This window comes from Winogradskyella sp. HaHa_3_26 (assembly GCF_019278425.1).
GTDB classification, from domain to species: domain Bacteria; phylum Bacteroidota; class Bacteroidia; order Flavobacteriales; family Flavobacteriaceae; genus Winogradskyella; species Winogradskyella undariae.
Genome location: NZ_CP058981.1, coordinates 3,606,250 through 3,622,789, shown reverse-complemented (window position 1 = coordinate 3,622,789; position 16,540 = coordinate 3,606,250). Strand labels below are relative to the sequence as shown.

The window sequence follows — 16,540 nt, the reverse complement described above, 5'->3', positions numbered from 1 at the left end:
ATGTAAGATGCGTAGAATTATATGTTTTATTAGTGTTGTAATTACACTAATTTCAGAACAAGCTTATTCTCAAAAATTTGAAAGAATTTCTAATAAAGAAGGTTTTAATCAAAATACAGTTAATGCCATAGAACAAGATAAATATGGTTTTTTATGGTATGCAACTCCAAATGGGTTAATTCGCTATGATGGATATGAATTTAAAACATTTAGTACTCAAATTAAAGGAGAGTCTACTATTTCTAGCAATAATATTACTAGTTTATTTAATGATAAAGATGGTATTCTTTGGATTGGTACTAAAACTGGAGTTAACATTTATGTTCCTTGGTTAGAACGTTTTTTTACCGTTCCTCTTAATCACAATATTGATGTTAATAAGATTATTGCTAATAAAACCGACGATTATGTTTGGATAACGTCCTCAAAAGAATTAATACGATGCAAGTTAAAAGATATCAGTAATGGTATTTTTGAAGTGTCGGAGAATATTCTGGATTTAAAAGGAGAGCCTACAGAAATTAATACATTTACATTTGGACTTCATTCTTCAATTATTTTAGGAACAAATAAAGGATTGAAAGAAGTGAAGTATCAATCTGAAAGCCCAATATTAAAATCCATTATTCAAGATTCATATGATTTTAGTTTCTTTATAGGTAAAGAGATTACTGAAATAATAAAAGTGGATAATATATTTTGGATTGGTACTACTGCAGGTTTGTATAGTTCCAATTTAGGTGCTAACTCTGATTATTTAGTCAAGAAAATAAAAATTCCTAACCAAGATTCTTCACTTTATGTTAATAGTCTTTTTAAAGATAATGATAATGCTATTTGGATAGCAACAGCAGGTAATGGACTCTATAAATTTAATCCTATTCTAAATTCTTTTAAACATTTTGATTACGATGCAAAGAATGAAAATAGTATTAGTAGCCGTCAAATCAATGCAGTATATCAAGATAATTTCAATGTCTTCTGGGTTGGTACCGCACAAGGTGGAATAAACAAACTAGACCTCTTACAAAAACCATTTTATTCTTACACAAACAATCCTTATGACAAGTTTTCTATTGGTGATAATTTAATCACTTCCATTTTAGAAGATAATAATGGTAAAATTTGGGCTTCAGGCTATAATAAAAAATTATTTAGAAGTAAAGATGCCATCAATGGAAACAATTTAGATGAAATTCAGTTTGAAGATTTACAAAGTAAATTACCCATTGTAAATAATGACGTAATAAGATGCATTTATCAAGATAAGAGAAATTATATTTGGTTTGGTACAGACAAAAAAGTAATTGTTTACAGTCCTATAAGAAAAAAATTTAAAGAGCTTCTATTTTTATCAAAAGGAGATAATGCATCCATACTATTAACCAGAAAAATTGAGCAAATAAATGATAACGATTTTATTTTAGCAGGGAATAAAATTCTAGTTATAGAAAATCCATGGAAAGAAATTGATGAAGCAAGCTTACCAAAAATCAATGCTAAATCGACTTTAAATGTAACAGCAAATAAAGTACAGTGCTTTTTACAAGATAGTCAGAGTCAATTATGGTTTGGTACTGATATGGGTTTATTACAATGCAAATATGTTAATGGTAAAGTTGAGATCATAAGACAGTATAGCGATAATAAAACAGAAAGTAGTAAACTAAGTTACAATAGTGTTTTTACGCTACATGAAGATGATAAAAAAAATATCTGGATTGGTACATTTGGTGGTGGTTTAAACAAATTAATATTAGATGGTGATAGCAATCCATTAAAGATAGAATACTTTCGGAAAAATGATATTTTACCAGATGATGTTATTTACGGAATTTTACCGCAAAAAAATAGTGCCTATTTGTGGTTGAGTACAGATATGGGATTGGTTAGGTTTAATACAGACACAAACAAAGTAAATGTATTTGATGTAAGCGATGGCTTGATGCAAAATAATTTTAGACAATCGGCATATACTTTAGGGAAATCTGGCTATATGTATTTTGGAGGTTTAAACGGCTTAACTATTTTTGATCCACAAAAAATATCCTTAAATACACAGCCCCCAAAAGTTTTAATTACGTCGCTATTAATTAATAATAAACCTGTAAAAATAGGAGATAAATTAAATAACATAACGACTCTTAAAAAAGCGATTTCAGAAATAGATACCATTACAATTTCTAAAAGTCAGCGTATTATTTCTTTTAATTTAGTCGCTGAGCATACCTCTGCTTCTGCAAAAAATAAAATAGCATATCAATTAGATGGTTTTAATAAAGATTGGGTAGAAACAGACGAAGGAAAATCGAGCATTACTTATACTAATTTATCTGCAGGAACTTATACTCTAAAGGTCAAATCAGCTAATGGAGATGGTGTTTGGAGTACTTCAGTCAAGACATTAACCTTAGTAGTTTTACCGCTTTGGTATCAAACTTGGTGGAGTTATTCTTTGTTAATTCTTATTGGCTTAGGTATTGGTGTTGGTATTATTTTTTATTTTGTTCAGCATGAAAAATTAAAGCAAAAATTAATTTATGAGCAAATAGATAAAAATAGAATCGAAGTCGTTAATCAAGGGAAATTCAAATATTTCACCAATTTATCACATGAATTTAGAACACCACTTACATTAATTTCTGGTCCACTGGATAGAGTTATTGAAAATAACAATAACCCAGATAGTGAGAAATTTTTAGCAATTATAAAGAGAAACACACATCGTCTTTTAAGTTTAATTGATCAATTAATAACGTTTAGACAAGCAGAACAAGGCTATCTAAATTTAAACTTTACAAAGTCTACTTTAGGAGAATTTTTATATCCAACAACAGAAGCTTTTGAAAATTATGCCTTAGAAAAGAACATTAATTTTCATTACAAAGTAAGTTCTCCAAATGAAGAAGTGGTTATAGATGTAGAAAAATTAGAAAGAATACTTTTTAATTTACTGTCTAATGCTTTTAAAAACACACCCGTACAAGGAACTATAAGTATTGATGCCTCTATAATATTTGAAGAAGATATTAAAATGATAAAAATTGATGTTATTGACACTGGAAAAGGCATTCCGAAAGAAAATTTAAATGACATTTTTGAACGTTTTTACCAATTAGGAAATGAAGATGGTAATGTTAGTGGTGGAGGTATTGGTTTATCCTTTTGTAAATCTTTGATAGAACTATTTAACGGACGTATTTCTGTAAAAAGTAAACCGAATACAGAAACTCGCTTTACCGTTGTAATTCCGTCTTTTAAAATTGAAGAAGTTGACATAGAAGATAATAAAGTAAAGAAAACATTTATAAAAAATTGGGTCCCCTTACAAGGTAAGAGTTTAAATGAGCATAATAAAAAACAACAAAGTAAAAAACAACATAATGTTTTAGTTGTAGATAATGAATTAGACATACAAAATTTTCTAAAAAACGCATTGTCTGATAAATATAATATCACTATTGCAAGCAATGGAATTGAAGCATTAGAAGAAATTAAAAAAACAGAATTTAGTACCGTTATAAGTGATATAATGATGCCTGAAATGGATGGTTTTGAATTGTGTAAACGTATTAAATCCAATTCAGAAACCTGTCAACTCCCCGTTTTATTATTAACCGCTTTAGCAGATAATGTAGATTTAATTAAAGGTTTAGAATTTGGCGCCGATGAATATATAAGTAAACCATTCTCTTTAAAGCATCTAGAGCTTAGACTTAAAAAGTTAATTGAGAATAACGTGAAGATAAAAGATTATTTCTCAAAAAATAGTTTACCTCCAAAAAACAATAAAGAAATAGAATTCTCTAAAAGAGATCTTGAATTTTTAGAGAATATAACAGAAATAATAGAGAAAAACTTATCGAATTCAAGTTTTGGTGTAGAAGAATTATCTACAGAAGCAGGGTTAAGTTCTTCCCATTTCTATAGAAAATTAAAGCAATTAACTGGGCAAGTTCCAAATGCTTATTTACGTAATTTCAGATTGCAGAGAGCTGCAGAACTATTAGATAGTAATAGCGGTTTTAATGTTGCAGAAGTCATGTATCAAATAGGTATAGAATCTAATTCATATTTTTCTACCTCATTTAAAAAGTTGCATGGAGTATCGCCTTCAGAGTACTCAAAAAGGCAGAAATGATAGTTTTCAGCAATGAAATGATGCATTATAGAATGCCATTAAAGTAGATATTAATTAAGTTTGTTGTAAACAATAATTAATTAACCTTAACAATTTTGAAATTATGAAAAAAACAATAGTATTACTTGTATTTAGTATTGCCATGTGCAGTTCATTATTTGCTCAAAAAAATGCAGATAAAAAAATAGACCAAAAAGTTAGTGCATATGTAGAAGCTGTAGAAAGTAAGTTAACACTAACGAGTGAAGAAAAGGAAACATTAATAGCATTAAAAGAGGCACAGGTGAAGTCTACTTTTGAAATTAATGCTAAGTATGAAAAAGGTTCTGAAGAGCTAAAAGAAAAAAGAAAAGAAAGTAATAAAGAATTTTCTAAGTCTCTTAATAAAGCCTTTGGAAAAGACAGAGCTAAAGAAATAAAGGCGGCATCCAGAAAGAATAAGAAGAAAAAGTAAATTCTTTTATAAGTGGTAACTCTACATACCTATTTATAAAATAGGTGCAAGACTTGCAATAAATTAAAAGCATTCAAGTTTATAGAAGAGTACTCTCTTATTGAAATTGACAAGTTTAATATCCTTTAAAAGTATTCATTATCTGAATACTTTTAAAGGATATTTTTTGGTAGCATAGTCTTGTTTTAAAGGTTAATAACTACACTAAATATTTCTTTTAGATAAATTTGATCGTAACCTCTAGCAGTTATAACATCGGAAGGAATTGTTTCTTGATCAAAATCGTAAGAAAAAGACTCCCAAGCTTCCCCTACAGAAAAATTTGCTTGTATGTATATAGGTTGCTTGACCCTTCAATAGTTGAGTTTTTTTAAAACAATCGGATTCTACTATTTATGGTGTTCAAATCAGAAGTTTGTATGGATGTGTATGCTTTTAACGCTATCGTATATGAGGACAAATTTGTTATAGGTACTGATAAATCAAAAATAATTCTTGAATTTTATTGCCCATTTCTTACGAATTTAAAAACAGTTACATTTGAGTCTATGCCATTGGTCTCAGGGTTTGTTTCATCTATTGTAAAAAGTCCTTGTTGCGTGTTAGAGAACTGGATGTTATTTGTTTGACTTGAATTTCCGTACCAAACTTGCTGTGCTGCAACTGGAGTTAAGCTGAAAAAATATAAATAAAATTATTATATTAATTTTGTTAATCATGCTTTTTAATTTTTTATAAAGATAATGGACAGGCTATTATTGTGGTTTCTCTAATCCATCAGCTTCTTACTGTAATTCTTTACAATAATTTATCTATAATCACTTGATAATATGATTGTTATATCTTAATTGTTTTGTTTGTGGTTTTGTCGGTTTGGAAAGATGTTGTTAGTAATCTGTACATCCAATTGTAATAAAAATGATAGATTGGTGGATTAAAGCAAGGTTTTAAGTAATATAAGTAACACTATTACGGTATCATTTTGTTATTTCGCTGAAGTCAATAAAATGTCAATAACGCTTTTAAGAGCAAAGAAATAATTTAATAAAACTGAGATGAAATATAAAGCTTATATCAAATGTATTATTGTTGGAATTTTATATTTTAGCTGTAATGCACAAAATTCAAAAGTAACGAATCAAAATACTCAGAGCACCGATAGGCCAGAACCCAATGTTCTACTCTTACTTACGGATGATTTAGGATGGCAAGACGTAAAGGTGTACGATATCGATGAACCATCTCCATACGAAACACCAAACTTAGATGCCTTAGCAAAAAAAGGAGTTCAGTTTTGGCAGGCGTATTCTCCAGCGCCTACTTGTGCACCTAGTCGATGTGCCATAATGAGTGGAAACCATCCGGCAAGAGCTCAAAAGACACATGTGGTTGGAGGAGCACCTCCTACGGTTTATGCTAGTAAAGAGACGCAGCGTATTATGGATCCTTGGTATAGCGGACGTATGCCAGAAAACGAAATGACATTAGCGAGAGTATTGCAAGAAAAAGGTTATACTACAGGCCATACAGGGAAATGGCATATGGCTATTAACCACTTTGCATTTCCGCAACCTACAGATCAAGGCTTTGATATTTCTACCGCAGATCGTGGAGCAACAGTTCCTCAAAAACCACACCGATTAACCGATTTTGCAACGACTGATGCTTCCGATCCTTACCGATTAGATGAGAATGGGTTTCCTTACCATCAAAACAGTCAGGATGCCTTAAATTTCTTAAAAGAAAATAAACAAGATCCCTTCTTTTTGTATTATGCCACGTTTTTAGTGCATGCGCCAATACACACACGAAGTAAAGCACTTTTAGAAAAATATTGTAACAAATTAGGTCTTCCCTATCCTACAGATCCTGATCATTGGGAAGTTAAAGGGCAAAACAACCCTTATTATGCGGCCATGGTAGAAATGCTAGATCATTATGTCGGACAAGTTTTTGACTATTTAGAAACTACTGATGATCCACGATGGCCAGGTCATAAACTAAGTGAAAACACTTATATCATTTTTACTTCAGATAATGGGGGGATGGAAAATGCGCATGGAGATATCGTAACCGATAATTATCCATTAGACAAAGGAAAAATAAACGCTAAAGAAGGGGGAACAAGAGTCCCTTTATTGATTTCGGGGCCAGGCATTAAAAAAGGAGTAGAATCTGATGTTGTTGTAAACGGTCTCGACTTTTACCCTACAATCCTATCTTTATTAGGTATTGAAAAGCCTAAAGACAAACATTTAGATGGTGCAGATTTATCGACCTTATTATTAAATGACCCTACAGATTCTAAATTAGTTTTGGATGAAAATGGCAAAGAAAGAACAACGATGATGTGGCATTTTCCACACGCTTCGTATCAAAGCACCTTGCGTGTAGGGGATTATAAGTTCATTAGAAATTATGATTATAAAAATAATCCTAGAAAATCACAATTTGAATTATACAAATTATATGCGACCGATAACGGAGTCGCAGAACGCGTAGATATTGAAGAAGCGCATAATTTAGCAAGCACTCATCCTGAAAAAACAATGGAAATGAATACGCATTTGACTTCAATTTTAACAGAAATGAATGCCAGTTATCCTTCATATAACCCGTATTACACTAGTGAAATGGAGCACAAAGAAACAGTTCCAACTGTAATATCTGATTCAAAAGACCATAACCAAGTCACTTTTAAATACAAAGAAAATGGAGCTGAGGTGGTAAAGGCTGATTTAATATATACCACCAATGGGGGGCATCGTTATGAAGAGTGGTTTAAAACCGATGCTAAGATAAACGCTGATGGTACCATAACAGCTAATTTACTTAACGGCACAACACATTATATTATTAATGTAATTGATGCGAATAATTTCTTAGTTAGTTATCCTGAAATGCCTACGATTAAATCTCTAAAAGAGGAGAAAAAGAAATATTCGAACTATGCTTTAAGTAGCAAATAATTAAGTTTTCTATTAAGTTGATAACAGTTATGTTTAGCTAGAAATAAAATTATAAACCATTGTTTTTTAGGTATTTTTAATATTTACGCAGGAAATGAGCATACTTTTGGGTTAATTTAGCAAAGAAAAATAAAATAATATAACTAATTTTGATTAACTAATTTTAAAACCATATATATTATGAAAAAACAATTACTTTTTACAGCAATTTTGCTTTTGGCTACAGGTCTTACATTTGGGCAAGCAACAGTGCTTGATCCATTGGATCCTGAAACACAGCAGATCAATATAGCAAGTACAGCTTATTCTCAAACTGGAGGACCTTTTGCACCAAACGGAAATGGTGCTCATCTTAATGCAACTATACCAGAAGTTCTTAATGGATCTATTAGTTTTGATGTAGTTTCTTCTGGAGCAGATTTCGAAACATCAATTGTTTTTCACGTAAGAAAATTATTTGGTAATTCTGGGAGTGTAACTATGACTGTTGATGGCATAACTGACGCACCGATTAGTTTAGCTGCTGACGCTAGTGCAAGCAATCTTAATGCCTATGAGACATTTGATACGTTAACATTTTCGCAAAATGTTACTATTACATCTGTTCCTAAAACGATAACATTGGATATTAATATTTTACAAGACCTTTCTAATAGCGCTAGAATTAGATTCTATTGGCTTAGATTTTCTAATGAAACTTTAGGTGTAGATGATTTTGAAACACAAGAGACAAGTGTTAAAGTTTATCCTAACCCAACAAAAAATAGCTTTCAAATAGATGCTAACAACAGTATTGAGCGTGTAGAACTTTATAATATTACTGGCCAACTATTAAAAACATATAGCGAAGAAGCTAGTTATGATATTAGTGATTTAGGAACAGGTATTTATATTGCAAAGATTAAGACGGAATTAGGTTCTAAAACAATGAGAATTGTAAAAGAATAAGATTCTGTATTCAAGTCTTTAAAGCAACGAACGTTGTTGTTATAAATCGATTAAAAAAAGTTCCTTCGTTAAATTTAACGAAGGAACTTTTTTGTTTTCTCACAACATCACAAAATATTGTTATCTCAGTTTTATCAAAAAATAAATTGTCAAATGCCTATACTTTTAAGACTCATTTTGAGAATGCCCTTCATTAGGCAATAAACCCATTATTTAACTATAATAGTTTTGATAGAAAAGTTTTTGGTTGAAATGAGCAAAGCGAAACCACCTTGTATAACGAACTTTGATAAACTAAATTTTAAAACTATATATTATGAAAAAACAATTACTATTTATCATGTCTTTTATGTTTGCCACTACGTTGGCATTTGCACAAGCTATTATAACAGTGGATGCAGTAGATCAAGATTTCAATATGGTTTCCCCTTTGGTAACTTCTGTTTCTACTGGTACGGCTGCTACTATAGGAGGAAATCCATCAGCATATACTCAAATAAGAGCAGATGAAGCTGGTTCTGATGATGTTGCAGGAACGTTTGATCTTATTGCTCAAACTTCATCAGGTACTACTGACGGTACTATTTCATTTGATTTTAGAAAAAGAGAATTTAATACAATGGCTATAAAAATTACGGTTGGGACTGAAACACCACAAACATTTACGTATAGCGCTACCGATGGAGGTACTGGTACCTACCAGCAGTTAACGGCTACTTATGTTGGAGCTGTTACATTTTCAACTACTCCAACGCCTATTAGATTTGAAATTACAGATTTAGATTTAGGTACTGCACCATCAATAACTGCAGCCAGATTATATAAATTTAACGTTACTGATAAGAATGTGCCTGAACCACCTTTGGATGCAGAAGCTGTTTTAGAAGCTGGAAATGAATGGTACCATAACTATAGCCCAGATACATTTAGCGCATCACTTAATGAGGTACAAGGTGGTGAGTTTTTAGAACAAGCATCAGCCGTTGCTACACCAACAACTACTGGAAACAGCAGTCCATTTGTTGCCAAGTTTACAAAAGGAGATGATGTACACTCACAATTAAAGTTCCAATTACCAGCTGTAATTACCTCAGCAAATCAATCAGCTGCTATTTTTAAAATAAGAGCTTATGCACCGTCAACGAATGTAGATGGCAGTTCTGGTAGAAGGTTACGATTGTTTTTAAGAGATGGAGTTGAAACAGTAGGACAAAAGAATGTAACAATTGATGTTACTGTTTATGATCAATGGCAAGAATATACCTTTGATTTTACAGGAATTACACTTACAGAAGGTGTATCTTATAGTACTGTAAACCTATTATTTGATCAACCAGATGCTGATTTTCTGGCTACAGGAAATATATATTATTTAGATGCTTTTCAAGGTCCAGCTGGAGCCACATTATCTACAAATGACTTTGAATTAAATAGTGCTTCTATTAATGTTTATCCTAACCCTGTAACTAACAGTTTTCAAATAGATTCTAATAACGGCATCGATAGCGTAGAACTTTATAATATTACAGGCCAGTTATTAAAAACGTTTAGTGAAGTAACTAATTATGATATTAGTGATTTAGCAACAGGAATTTATATTGCTAACATTAAAACGCAATTTGGCTCTAAAACAATAAGAGTTGTGAAAAATTAAAGTATTTGATTAAATAACAAATTAAATCATAAAAGAGTTCCTTAGTTACATTAACTATGGAACTTTTTTACTTTTCTACAACCTCTGCAAAGCATATTTATACTACTTGTTTTATAAGTAAACATATGCAAGGTAAGGGCTTTAAAAAACATAGTAAGCACTCTAATTTGAGATTTAAGAGATTTAATTAGTAATGAACACATCAAAACTTTTAATACTACTTTTTCTGACCTTGTCTAATAGTTTATTTGCTCAGTCTGAACCGCCAATTAAAGGGATCGTTTATGATGAAAGCAGGGTACCTATAGCATTGGTTTCCGTAGCGCTTCTAAAACAAAAGGATTCCACATTTCTCAATTATGCGCTTACTGATGTTAAAGGTGAATTTGCAATTTTTGATACTCCAAAGGACTCCCTGTTACTACAATTTTCATATTTAGGGTATATAACGCATTTTGAGACTATTCATTATAAAAACCAACCTATAGATATTGGTAATGTCATTCTTAAAGAAGATACTTATGAATTAGATGCCGTAACGCTATCTGCAGTAATTCCTATTCAAATTAAAGAAGACACAATTGCTTTTAATGCCAATTCTTTTAAAGTGAACCCAAGTGATAATCTAGAAACGCTTTTAAAAAAATTACCAGGTATAGAGGTTGAATCTAATGGGGAAGTCGTTGCAAAAGGTGAAGAAGTGACCAAAATATTTGTCGATGGTAAGGAATTTTTTGGCGGAGACCCGGCTATTGTATTAAAAAATTTATCGGCAGATGCCATTGCAAAAGTTGAAATTATTGATAAAAAAAGTGATGAGGCAGAACTGACAGGAGTCGATGACGGTAACAAACAGGTTGTGATTAATTTTACCTTGAAAAAGACGAAAAAGAATCAAGGTTTCGGAAAGGTATCCGCAGGTATGGGATTAGATAGCCGCTATTTTGGCAATGCTAACTATAATAAATTTTCGCCAAAAACACAGTTGGCAGTTATTAGTAAATACAATAACATCAATATTACAGGCTCTAATATTCAGGGATTTTTAGAAAATGCTGATGGTATTGCTGATGAGTCTGATGACGATAACAGTACTGCTGCTCAATCAAAAAGTTTAAGTGGGTATTTAAAAACAGGTGTTGTTGGCATTAATATAGGTCATGAGTTTAAAGAGAAAGAGTTTTTAAATGCGGACTATTTTTATAATCTTTCGGATAATCGTGGCACATCCTTTTCCAAAAGAATTTCTTTTGCCAATACTAATAACTATGATTATGAAGCTGATAATAGGTTTAATAAAGAGTCAAATAATCACAATTTTAATTTTAATTATAAAAACAAATCGAATAGGAGTAACAGCCTTACTATTAAAGGGCGTTTAAATTCGGATGCACTAACACAGTATTCAATGAGAGATGGATTTTATTCTACAGTAGATGGTGATTTAGTAACTTCAAACAAACAAAATTATAGTAATACCACCATTAAAAAGTCACTCGACTTTGACATCAATTTCTTTCAAAAATTAGCTAAAATAGGGCGTAGTTTTAGTATTTGGTTTAAAACCAAAATATACGAGCAAAGTAAGGACAATGAGCAGGCCACTTTTATAACTAGGAATATTAACACCGATAACCCTTCAAATAGAGACATTTTTGCGCTTAGAGATGAAGTGTTTAATAACGGTTTGTATAATTTCAATTTTAAATTTACAGCGCCCATAGTCGGAAATCATTACCTAAAGTTTCAATTCTTTTTAAGAGTCTTAAATCAAAATGAAGATATCTATCAATTTAAAACCTTTGCATCTGATGATGATGAGGATGAACTCCTTAGCTATAAATACAACCATAGGGAAAGTAGTTTGCAAAATCGATTTGGCTATAGTTATAGCACTAAAAAATTGAATATATTTTCTGGTATTGAGCTTCAAGAGCTCGATCGATCGTTTGGTGTCATTACAGAAGATCGTTTTACTAGTAACCAATTTTACGTTAATCCGTTTTCCATAGTGCAATACAAACCTATAAATGGTGTAAAATACCGTTTGGTCTATAATAGAAAAATACGCAGCCCACGAACTTCGGAAAGCTCAACAGTTATTAATGATCTCAATCCTTTCTATATAAGAAAAGGAAATCCTCAGTTAAAAACAGAAAAGACTGACGCTATTTCTTTAATTGCTAATATCTTCAACTACAAATCATCATTAAACTTTACAAGTAGGATTAAGTATCAGTTTTCAAAGGATGCTATTATTCAAAACATTACTATAGACGATGACTTTGTTAAAACGAGAAGCTATATCAATAGTGGGGAGCGACAACGATTGTCCGCTTATTTTAATTTTAGTAAAAAAATAAAAGGCTTAGGAATTCGCTATGCTATAACCAACAACAGTTTTTATAATACGTCCACATCATTAATTAACTTACAACTTAACGATGTGGTTTCAAAAGATATCTCAATGGGGTTATCTTTAGAAAACACGAATAAGAATGTTATAGATTTAAAGCTAGGGACCAACTACAGTGTTAATAATACCTCATTTTCTATAGAGCAAAACCTTAATAGAACCTATAGAAAGCAACATTACTATTCCGCTATGGATTATGATTTTACAGAACAATTAAATTTTAATACCCAATTTGATTATTTCGTGTTTTCAGATAATCAGTTTGCTACAGATTTGCAACTTCCAATATGGAATATGGCTATTTCCTATAGTATTGGAAATGGCCCTAATAGTCTTAAACTGGTTTTTATAGATCTTCTTGATAAAAACGTTGATATCGAAAGACGAAGCACGACTAACTTTTTTGAAGCAACCACCTCAGAAAGTTTAGGACGCTATATGATCTTGAGCTACACTTATCGATTAGGTAACGGAAAGCAACAAAACGATTAGAATTCTAAGAAAACAATAGAAAGTAATCTTATTCTTTTAATAATTTTAAAGTCGATCTACTACCGCTTTCATATAAAACGTGCAAAAAGGATAGGTCGGTTGTTGCGGTTTGAGATATCGATGTCTTAATACTAATTGCCGAATTCGAATGTTTTTGCATTAGGTAAATTACGCAAAACACGAGTTGCTAATTCTTTGTGCTGTCTAAATTTGCCGTTTACCAATCAGTAATTATTAGGAGCAAAAGAGATCCTGGAGAACTCAAAACCAGTGTCTTCATCTTGTAATTATGGCGAAAAAAAAGGCATATTTATGTATGTTGCGATTGAACCGTTTTTAATCCAAGTTATCTGCCACTAAATATTTTATTATACATTACATATTATCATTTTATTTCGTCAAGTTTAGAATCGTTAATTGACACTAAAAAAAAAGCCCTTTCGCATCAGAGAACGTCTCTCTTCGATGCAAAAGGGCAATTTTTAATTATATAAAATTGAACTTATTCCTTCAATAATTTTAAAGTCGATTTACTACCATCTTCATGTATGACTTGCAAAAAGTATAAGCCTGTTTTGAGCTCTGAGATATCGATGTCTTGATACTGATTATTAAATTCGTATGCTTTAGCGCCATGTAAACTATACAATACACCTGATGCTACGGATTTTGAAAGACTAAAAGTGCCTTTAACCGGATTAGGAAATAATTTAAGTGCTTCTCTATTATCTAGCACCTCATCAACTCCTAAGCTACTTAAATCTAAATGATATGTAACAGCGTAAACTCTAAATCTTGGTGTAGTATCTATAGTAGCATTGGAAAGGTTAGTTACTAAAAACTCCATAGTTTGCGCCGCTTCAGTTATTGTTGTTGGCGTATCAAATTCATAATTTAAATCAGCTGTACTGTTCGTACTTGTGTATTCAAAACTTTGAGTTTCGCCGCCAATAGTAACATCAAAGTTTGCCGTATCACCTGCAAGTGACCGTACTCTAAATACTATCTTTTCACATAATACAGATTCAGTAGCTTTTACATTGATATTAAAACCATCTCCTCCGCCTTCTGTTCTCATTTGTACAAATGCACCACCAGTAGTAGTATTTCCTATCAATTCTGCATATACATCTGTACTTTCTGGTTCAAATTGTTGTTCTTCTTCCGTTGTATTAAGCGTTATTTCACTAAGTGGTTGTGTAGCTCCTAAAACATTAAAGAAAAGATCTACAAATCTTACTCTTGGTGTTAACCCACCTGAATTAGAAAGTGAGGTTGTGATGACTTGTATTTCTTTAGATGACTGTGTAAATGTCACCGGAGTATCAAATTCAAATAATTCTGGAGTATTATTATTTGTACTTGTATACGTAAAACTTTGTGTTTCTCCATCAATAATAATATCGACATTTACAGTATCTGCTGATTGAGATATAATTCCTAATGTAATTTTATCACAAGTTATAGTTTCAACATCTGCAGGAGCTTTTACATAAAATTTTGCTCCATCTCCGCCTTCTTCAGTCCTTGCTTGTAAATAAGCTGTACCTCCTATCGTTGTATTCCCAATTAACTCAGCATATTCATCTACTACTTTAAAAGCTTGTTCTCCAACAGCGTTAGCAAGTATTATCTTATGAGGGTTAAATATTGATATGGCATTCGATATGACTACAAAATTATTTTCATCTATTAACGTAAACACAACTCCTGTCGCTACTTCTGGCACATCGGCTGTAATCACGTTACCATCTATGGTTGCAGGAAGTTCAAACCACTCTTCTTCTGGTGTGTCTACTTCTTCTATCCTATAAAGCAAATAAGCCGTTTCAATAATTGCATCTCCAGGATTGGTAGTTAGCGTTGCTGTGGCTACACTTGTATTCTCATCATAAACTGTTGAAGTTATAGAAGGAACAATATCTTGATTAACTAAAGGATCACCATTATAATCTGGATTAAAATGTGGTATTCTTGTATCGTTTTCAGCTAAAAGCGTCTCTAGTTTTAAGATCATTTCATTTTTAATCGATACAGGCATGGTATCTATAACATCAAACATCTCTTCTATATCACTGTCAGATCCATCGTCATTATATAATTGGTAAGCTTTATAATAATCTCCGTTATCATAGATTTTATACAATTTATAATTTCCACTTCTAATAGCTGAAGATGCTCTTTCATCTTGTCCATGTGGGTAATGCCAAAAAAGGTCTGTTCTTTCAGTATTGTCACTATTTTTTATTTCTGTTTCAGTGCCACTTAAAAAAGGAAATAAACTTACACCATCTAAATTGTTCAGAACATTGGCATCAAGAACAGCATCTGCTCCAGTAACCTCCATAATTGTAGGATAAAAATCTAAATGAGAAACTATGTTATCATATACTTGATTTTCTACAATACCAGGTCCAGTTATAACAAATGGTGTACGCAAACCGCCTTCTTTGGTGTGTGTTTTCCCTAAATCTAAAGGAAAGTTATCTGTAATAATTTCTGACCCATGATTTTCTGCACCTCCATTATCTGACGCAAATATGATATACGTTGTATCAAATAATTTCATCCCTGGATTTCTTGGATCATCTGTCTCTTTTAAATAATCTACTACTCTCCCTAAACTCCAATCTAAACTCGCAATCATCGCTCCATAATAGGGATTTGTTTGGCCTGGAGTCGTAATGTTTGCATCGGTTGTAGGCACAGGAATTCCTAATTTATTACAATAATATTCTAGTAATGCTAAATCTCTTGTTTGTATAGGTGAGTGAACTAACCAGTGAGCCATGTATAGGAAAAAGGGTTCCTCTTTGTTATCATCCATAAAATCCAATGCTAGTTCTGTTACAGCGTCATAAGGTCTTCCATCTGCATCTAATCGATAAGGATCATCTTCTGCATCTGTGGCAAAGTCCACTGATCGGTCTCCCATGGATCTCGTAATTCCTCTATCAGTGTCTTGGTAATCAAACCCTTGATCTACAGCTTCTGGATAAATATTGTGGTTAGCTGCCATATGCCATTTGCCAATATGACCAGATACATATCCTAAAGGATTTAATGCTTCAGCTATGGTCACTTCATCGAGTTGTAATCTGCCAGGATAATACGACTCTATAGTTTTATTTGAAAGTTTAACTTTAGGTATTTGCCCTCCTGCGACATGAGTCATTTTGGTTTTAAGAGGCATTCTACCACTCATTGTACCTCCTCTTGACGGTGCACAAGTTGGCGCTGAAGCATAGGCTTGTGAAAAATTAGCTCCATCCTCAGCCAATGCTAACATATTAGGTGTTTCCCAAGGAACAACATCTCCAACATCATTCAACTGGGTGTCCTGCCAGCCTAGATCATCTGCATAAATAAAAACGATATTTGGTTTAATTATCTCTTGACCATTTGTTTGTGGTAAAAAAAGAATACTGAATAATAAAAGTAACGTCGTGTTTCTCATCATGAAATT

7 protein-coding genes are annotated in these 16,540 nt (G+C 31.9%); 6 read left to right on the top strand and 1 reads right to left on the bottom strand.

Translation table 11 applies throughout. The features are described 5' to 3' along the window. Positions 1-7: 7 nt before the first annotated feature. The 6 genes from H0I32_RS15615 (at position 8) to H0I32_RS15590 (ending at position 13,074) form a co-directional block, all read left to right on the top strand. On the top strand, positions 8-4,141 hold the full coding sequence (locus H0I32_RS15615) for a two-component regulator propeller domain-containing protein (RefSeq protein ID WP_179314490.1): 4,134 nt from the start codon (positions 8-10) through the stop codon (positions 4,139-4,141). A 103-nt stretch (positions 4,142-4,244) separates the two neighbouring features. Next, complete coding sequence (locus tag H0I32_RS15610) at positions 4,245-4,595, top strand: DUF4047 domain-containing protein (RefSeq protein ID WP_179314489.1); 351 nt, start codon at positions 4,245-4,247, stop codon at positions 4,593-4,595. 1,055 nt (positions 4,596-5,650) lie between these two features. Continuing rightward, positions 5,651-7,564, top strand: a complete 1,914-nt coding sequence (locus H0I32_RS15605) for a sulfatase (protein WP_179314488.1) — start codon at positions 5,651-5,653, stop codon at positions 7,562-7,564. Between the two features lie 180 nt (positions 7,565-7,744). Then, positions 7,745-8,512, top strand: a complete 768-nt coding sequence (locus H0I32_RS15600) for a T9SS type A sorting domain-containing protein (protein WP_179314487.1) — start codon at positions 7,745-7,747, stop codon at positions 8,510-8,512. A gap of 316 nt (positions 8,513-8,828) precedes the next feature. Beyond that, positions 8,829-10,166 (top strand): T9SS type A sorting domain-containing protein, encoded by a 1,338-nt coding sequence (locus H0I32_RS15595; protein WP_179314486.1) that lies wholly within the window; start codon positions 8,829-8,831, stop codon positions 10,164-10,166. 193 nt (positions 10,167-10,359) lie between these two features. After that, entirely contained in the window at positions 10,360-13,074 is a 2,715-nt protein-coding gene (locus H0I32_RS15590; protein WP_179314485.1) for an outer membrane beta-barrel protein, read from the top strand. A gap of 502 nt (positions 13,075-13,576) precedes the next feature. Here the strand turns inward: H0I32_RS15590 and H0I32_RS15585 are convergent. Then, positions 13,577-16,534, bottom strand: coding sequence for a sulfatase-like hydrolase/transferase (locus H0I32_RS15585; RefSeq protein WP_179314484.1), 2,958 nt, complete (start codon positions 16,532-16,534; stop codon positions 13,577-13,579). Positions 16,535-16,540: the final 6 nt, after the last annotated feature.

Coding starts and splice junctions, on each gene's coding strand:
- H0I32_RS15615 (WP_179314490.1), top strand. CDS start 8: ATGCGTAGAATTATATGTTTTATTAGTGTTGTAATTACACTAATTTCA.
- H0I32_RS15610 (WP_179314489.1), top strand. CDS start 4,245: ATGAAAAAAACAATAGTATTACTTGTATTTAGTATTGCCATGTGCAGT.
- H0I32_RS15605 (WP_179314488.1), top strand. CDS start 5,651: ATGAAATATAAAGCTTATATCAAATGTATTATTGTTGGAATTTTATAT.
- H0I32_RS15600 (WP_179314487.1), top strand. CDS start 7,745: ATGAAAAAACAATTACTTTTTACAGCAATTTTGCTTTTGGCTACAGGT.
- H0I32_RS15595 (WP_179314486.1), top strand. CDS start 8,829: ATGAAAAAACAATTACTATTTATCATGTCTTTTATGTTTGCCACTACG.
- H0I32_RS15590 (WP_179314485.1), top strand. CDS start 10,360: ATGAACACATCAAAACTTTTAATACTACTTTTTCTGACCTTGTCTAAT.
- H0I32_RS15585 (WP_179314484.1), bottom strand. CDS start 16,534: ATGATGAGAAACACGACGTTACTTTTATTATTCAGTATTCTTTTTTTA.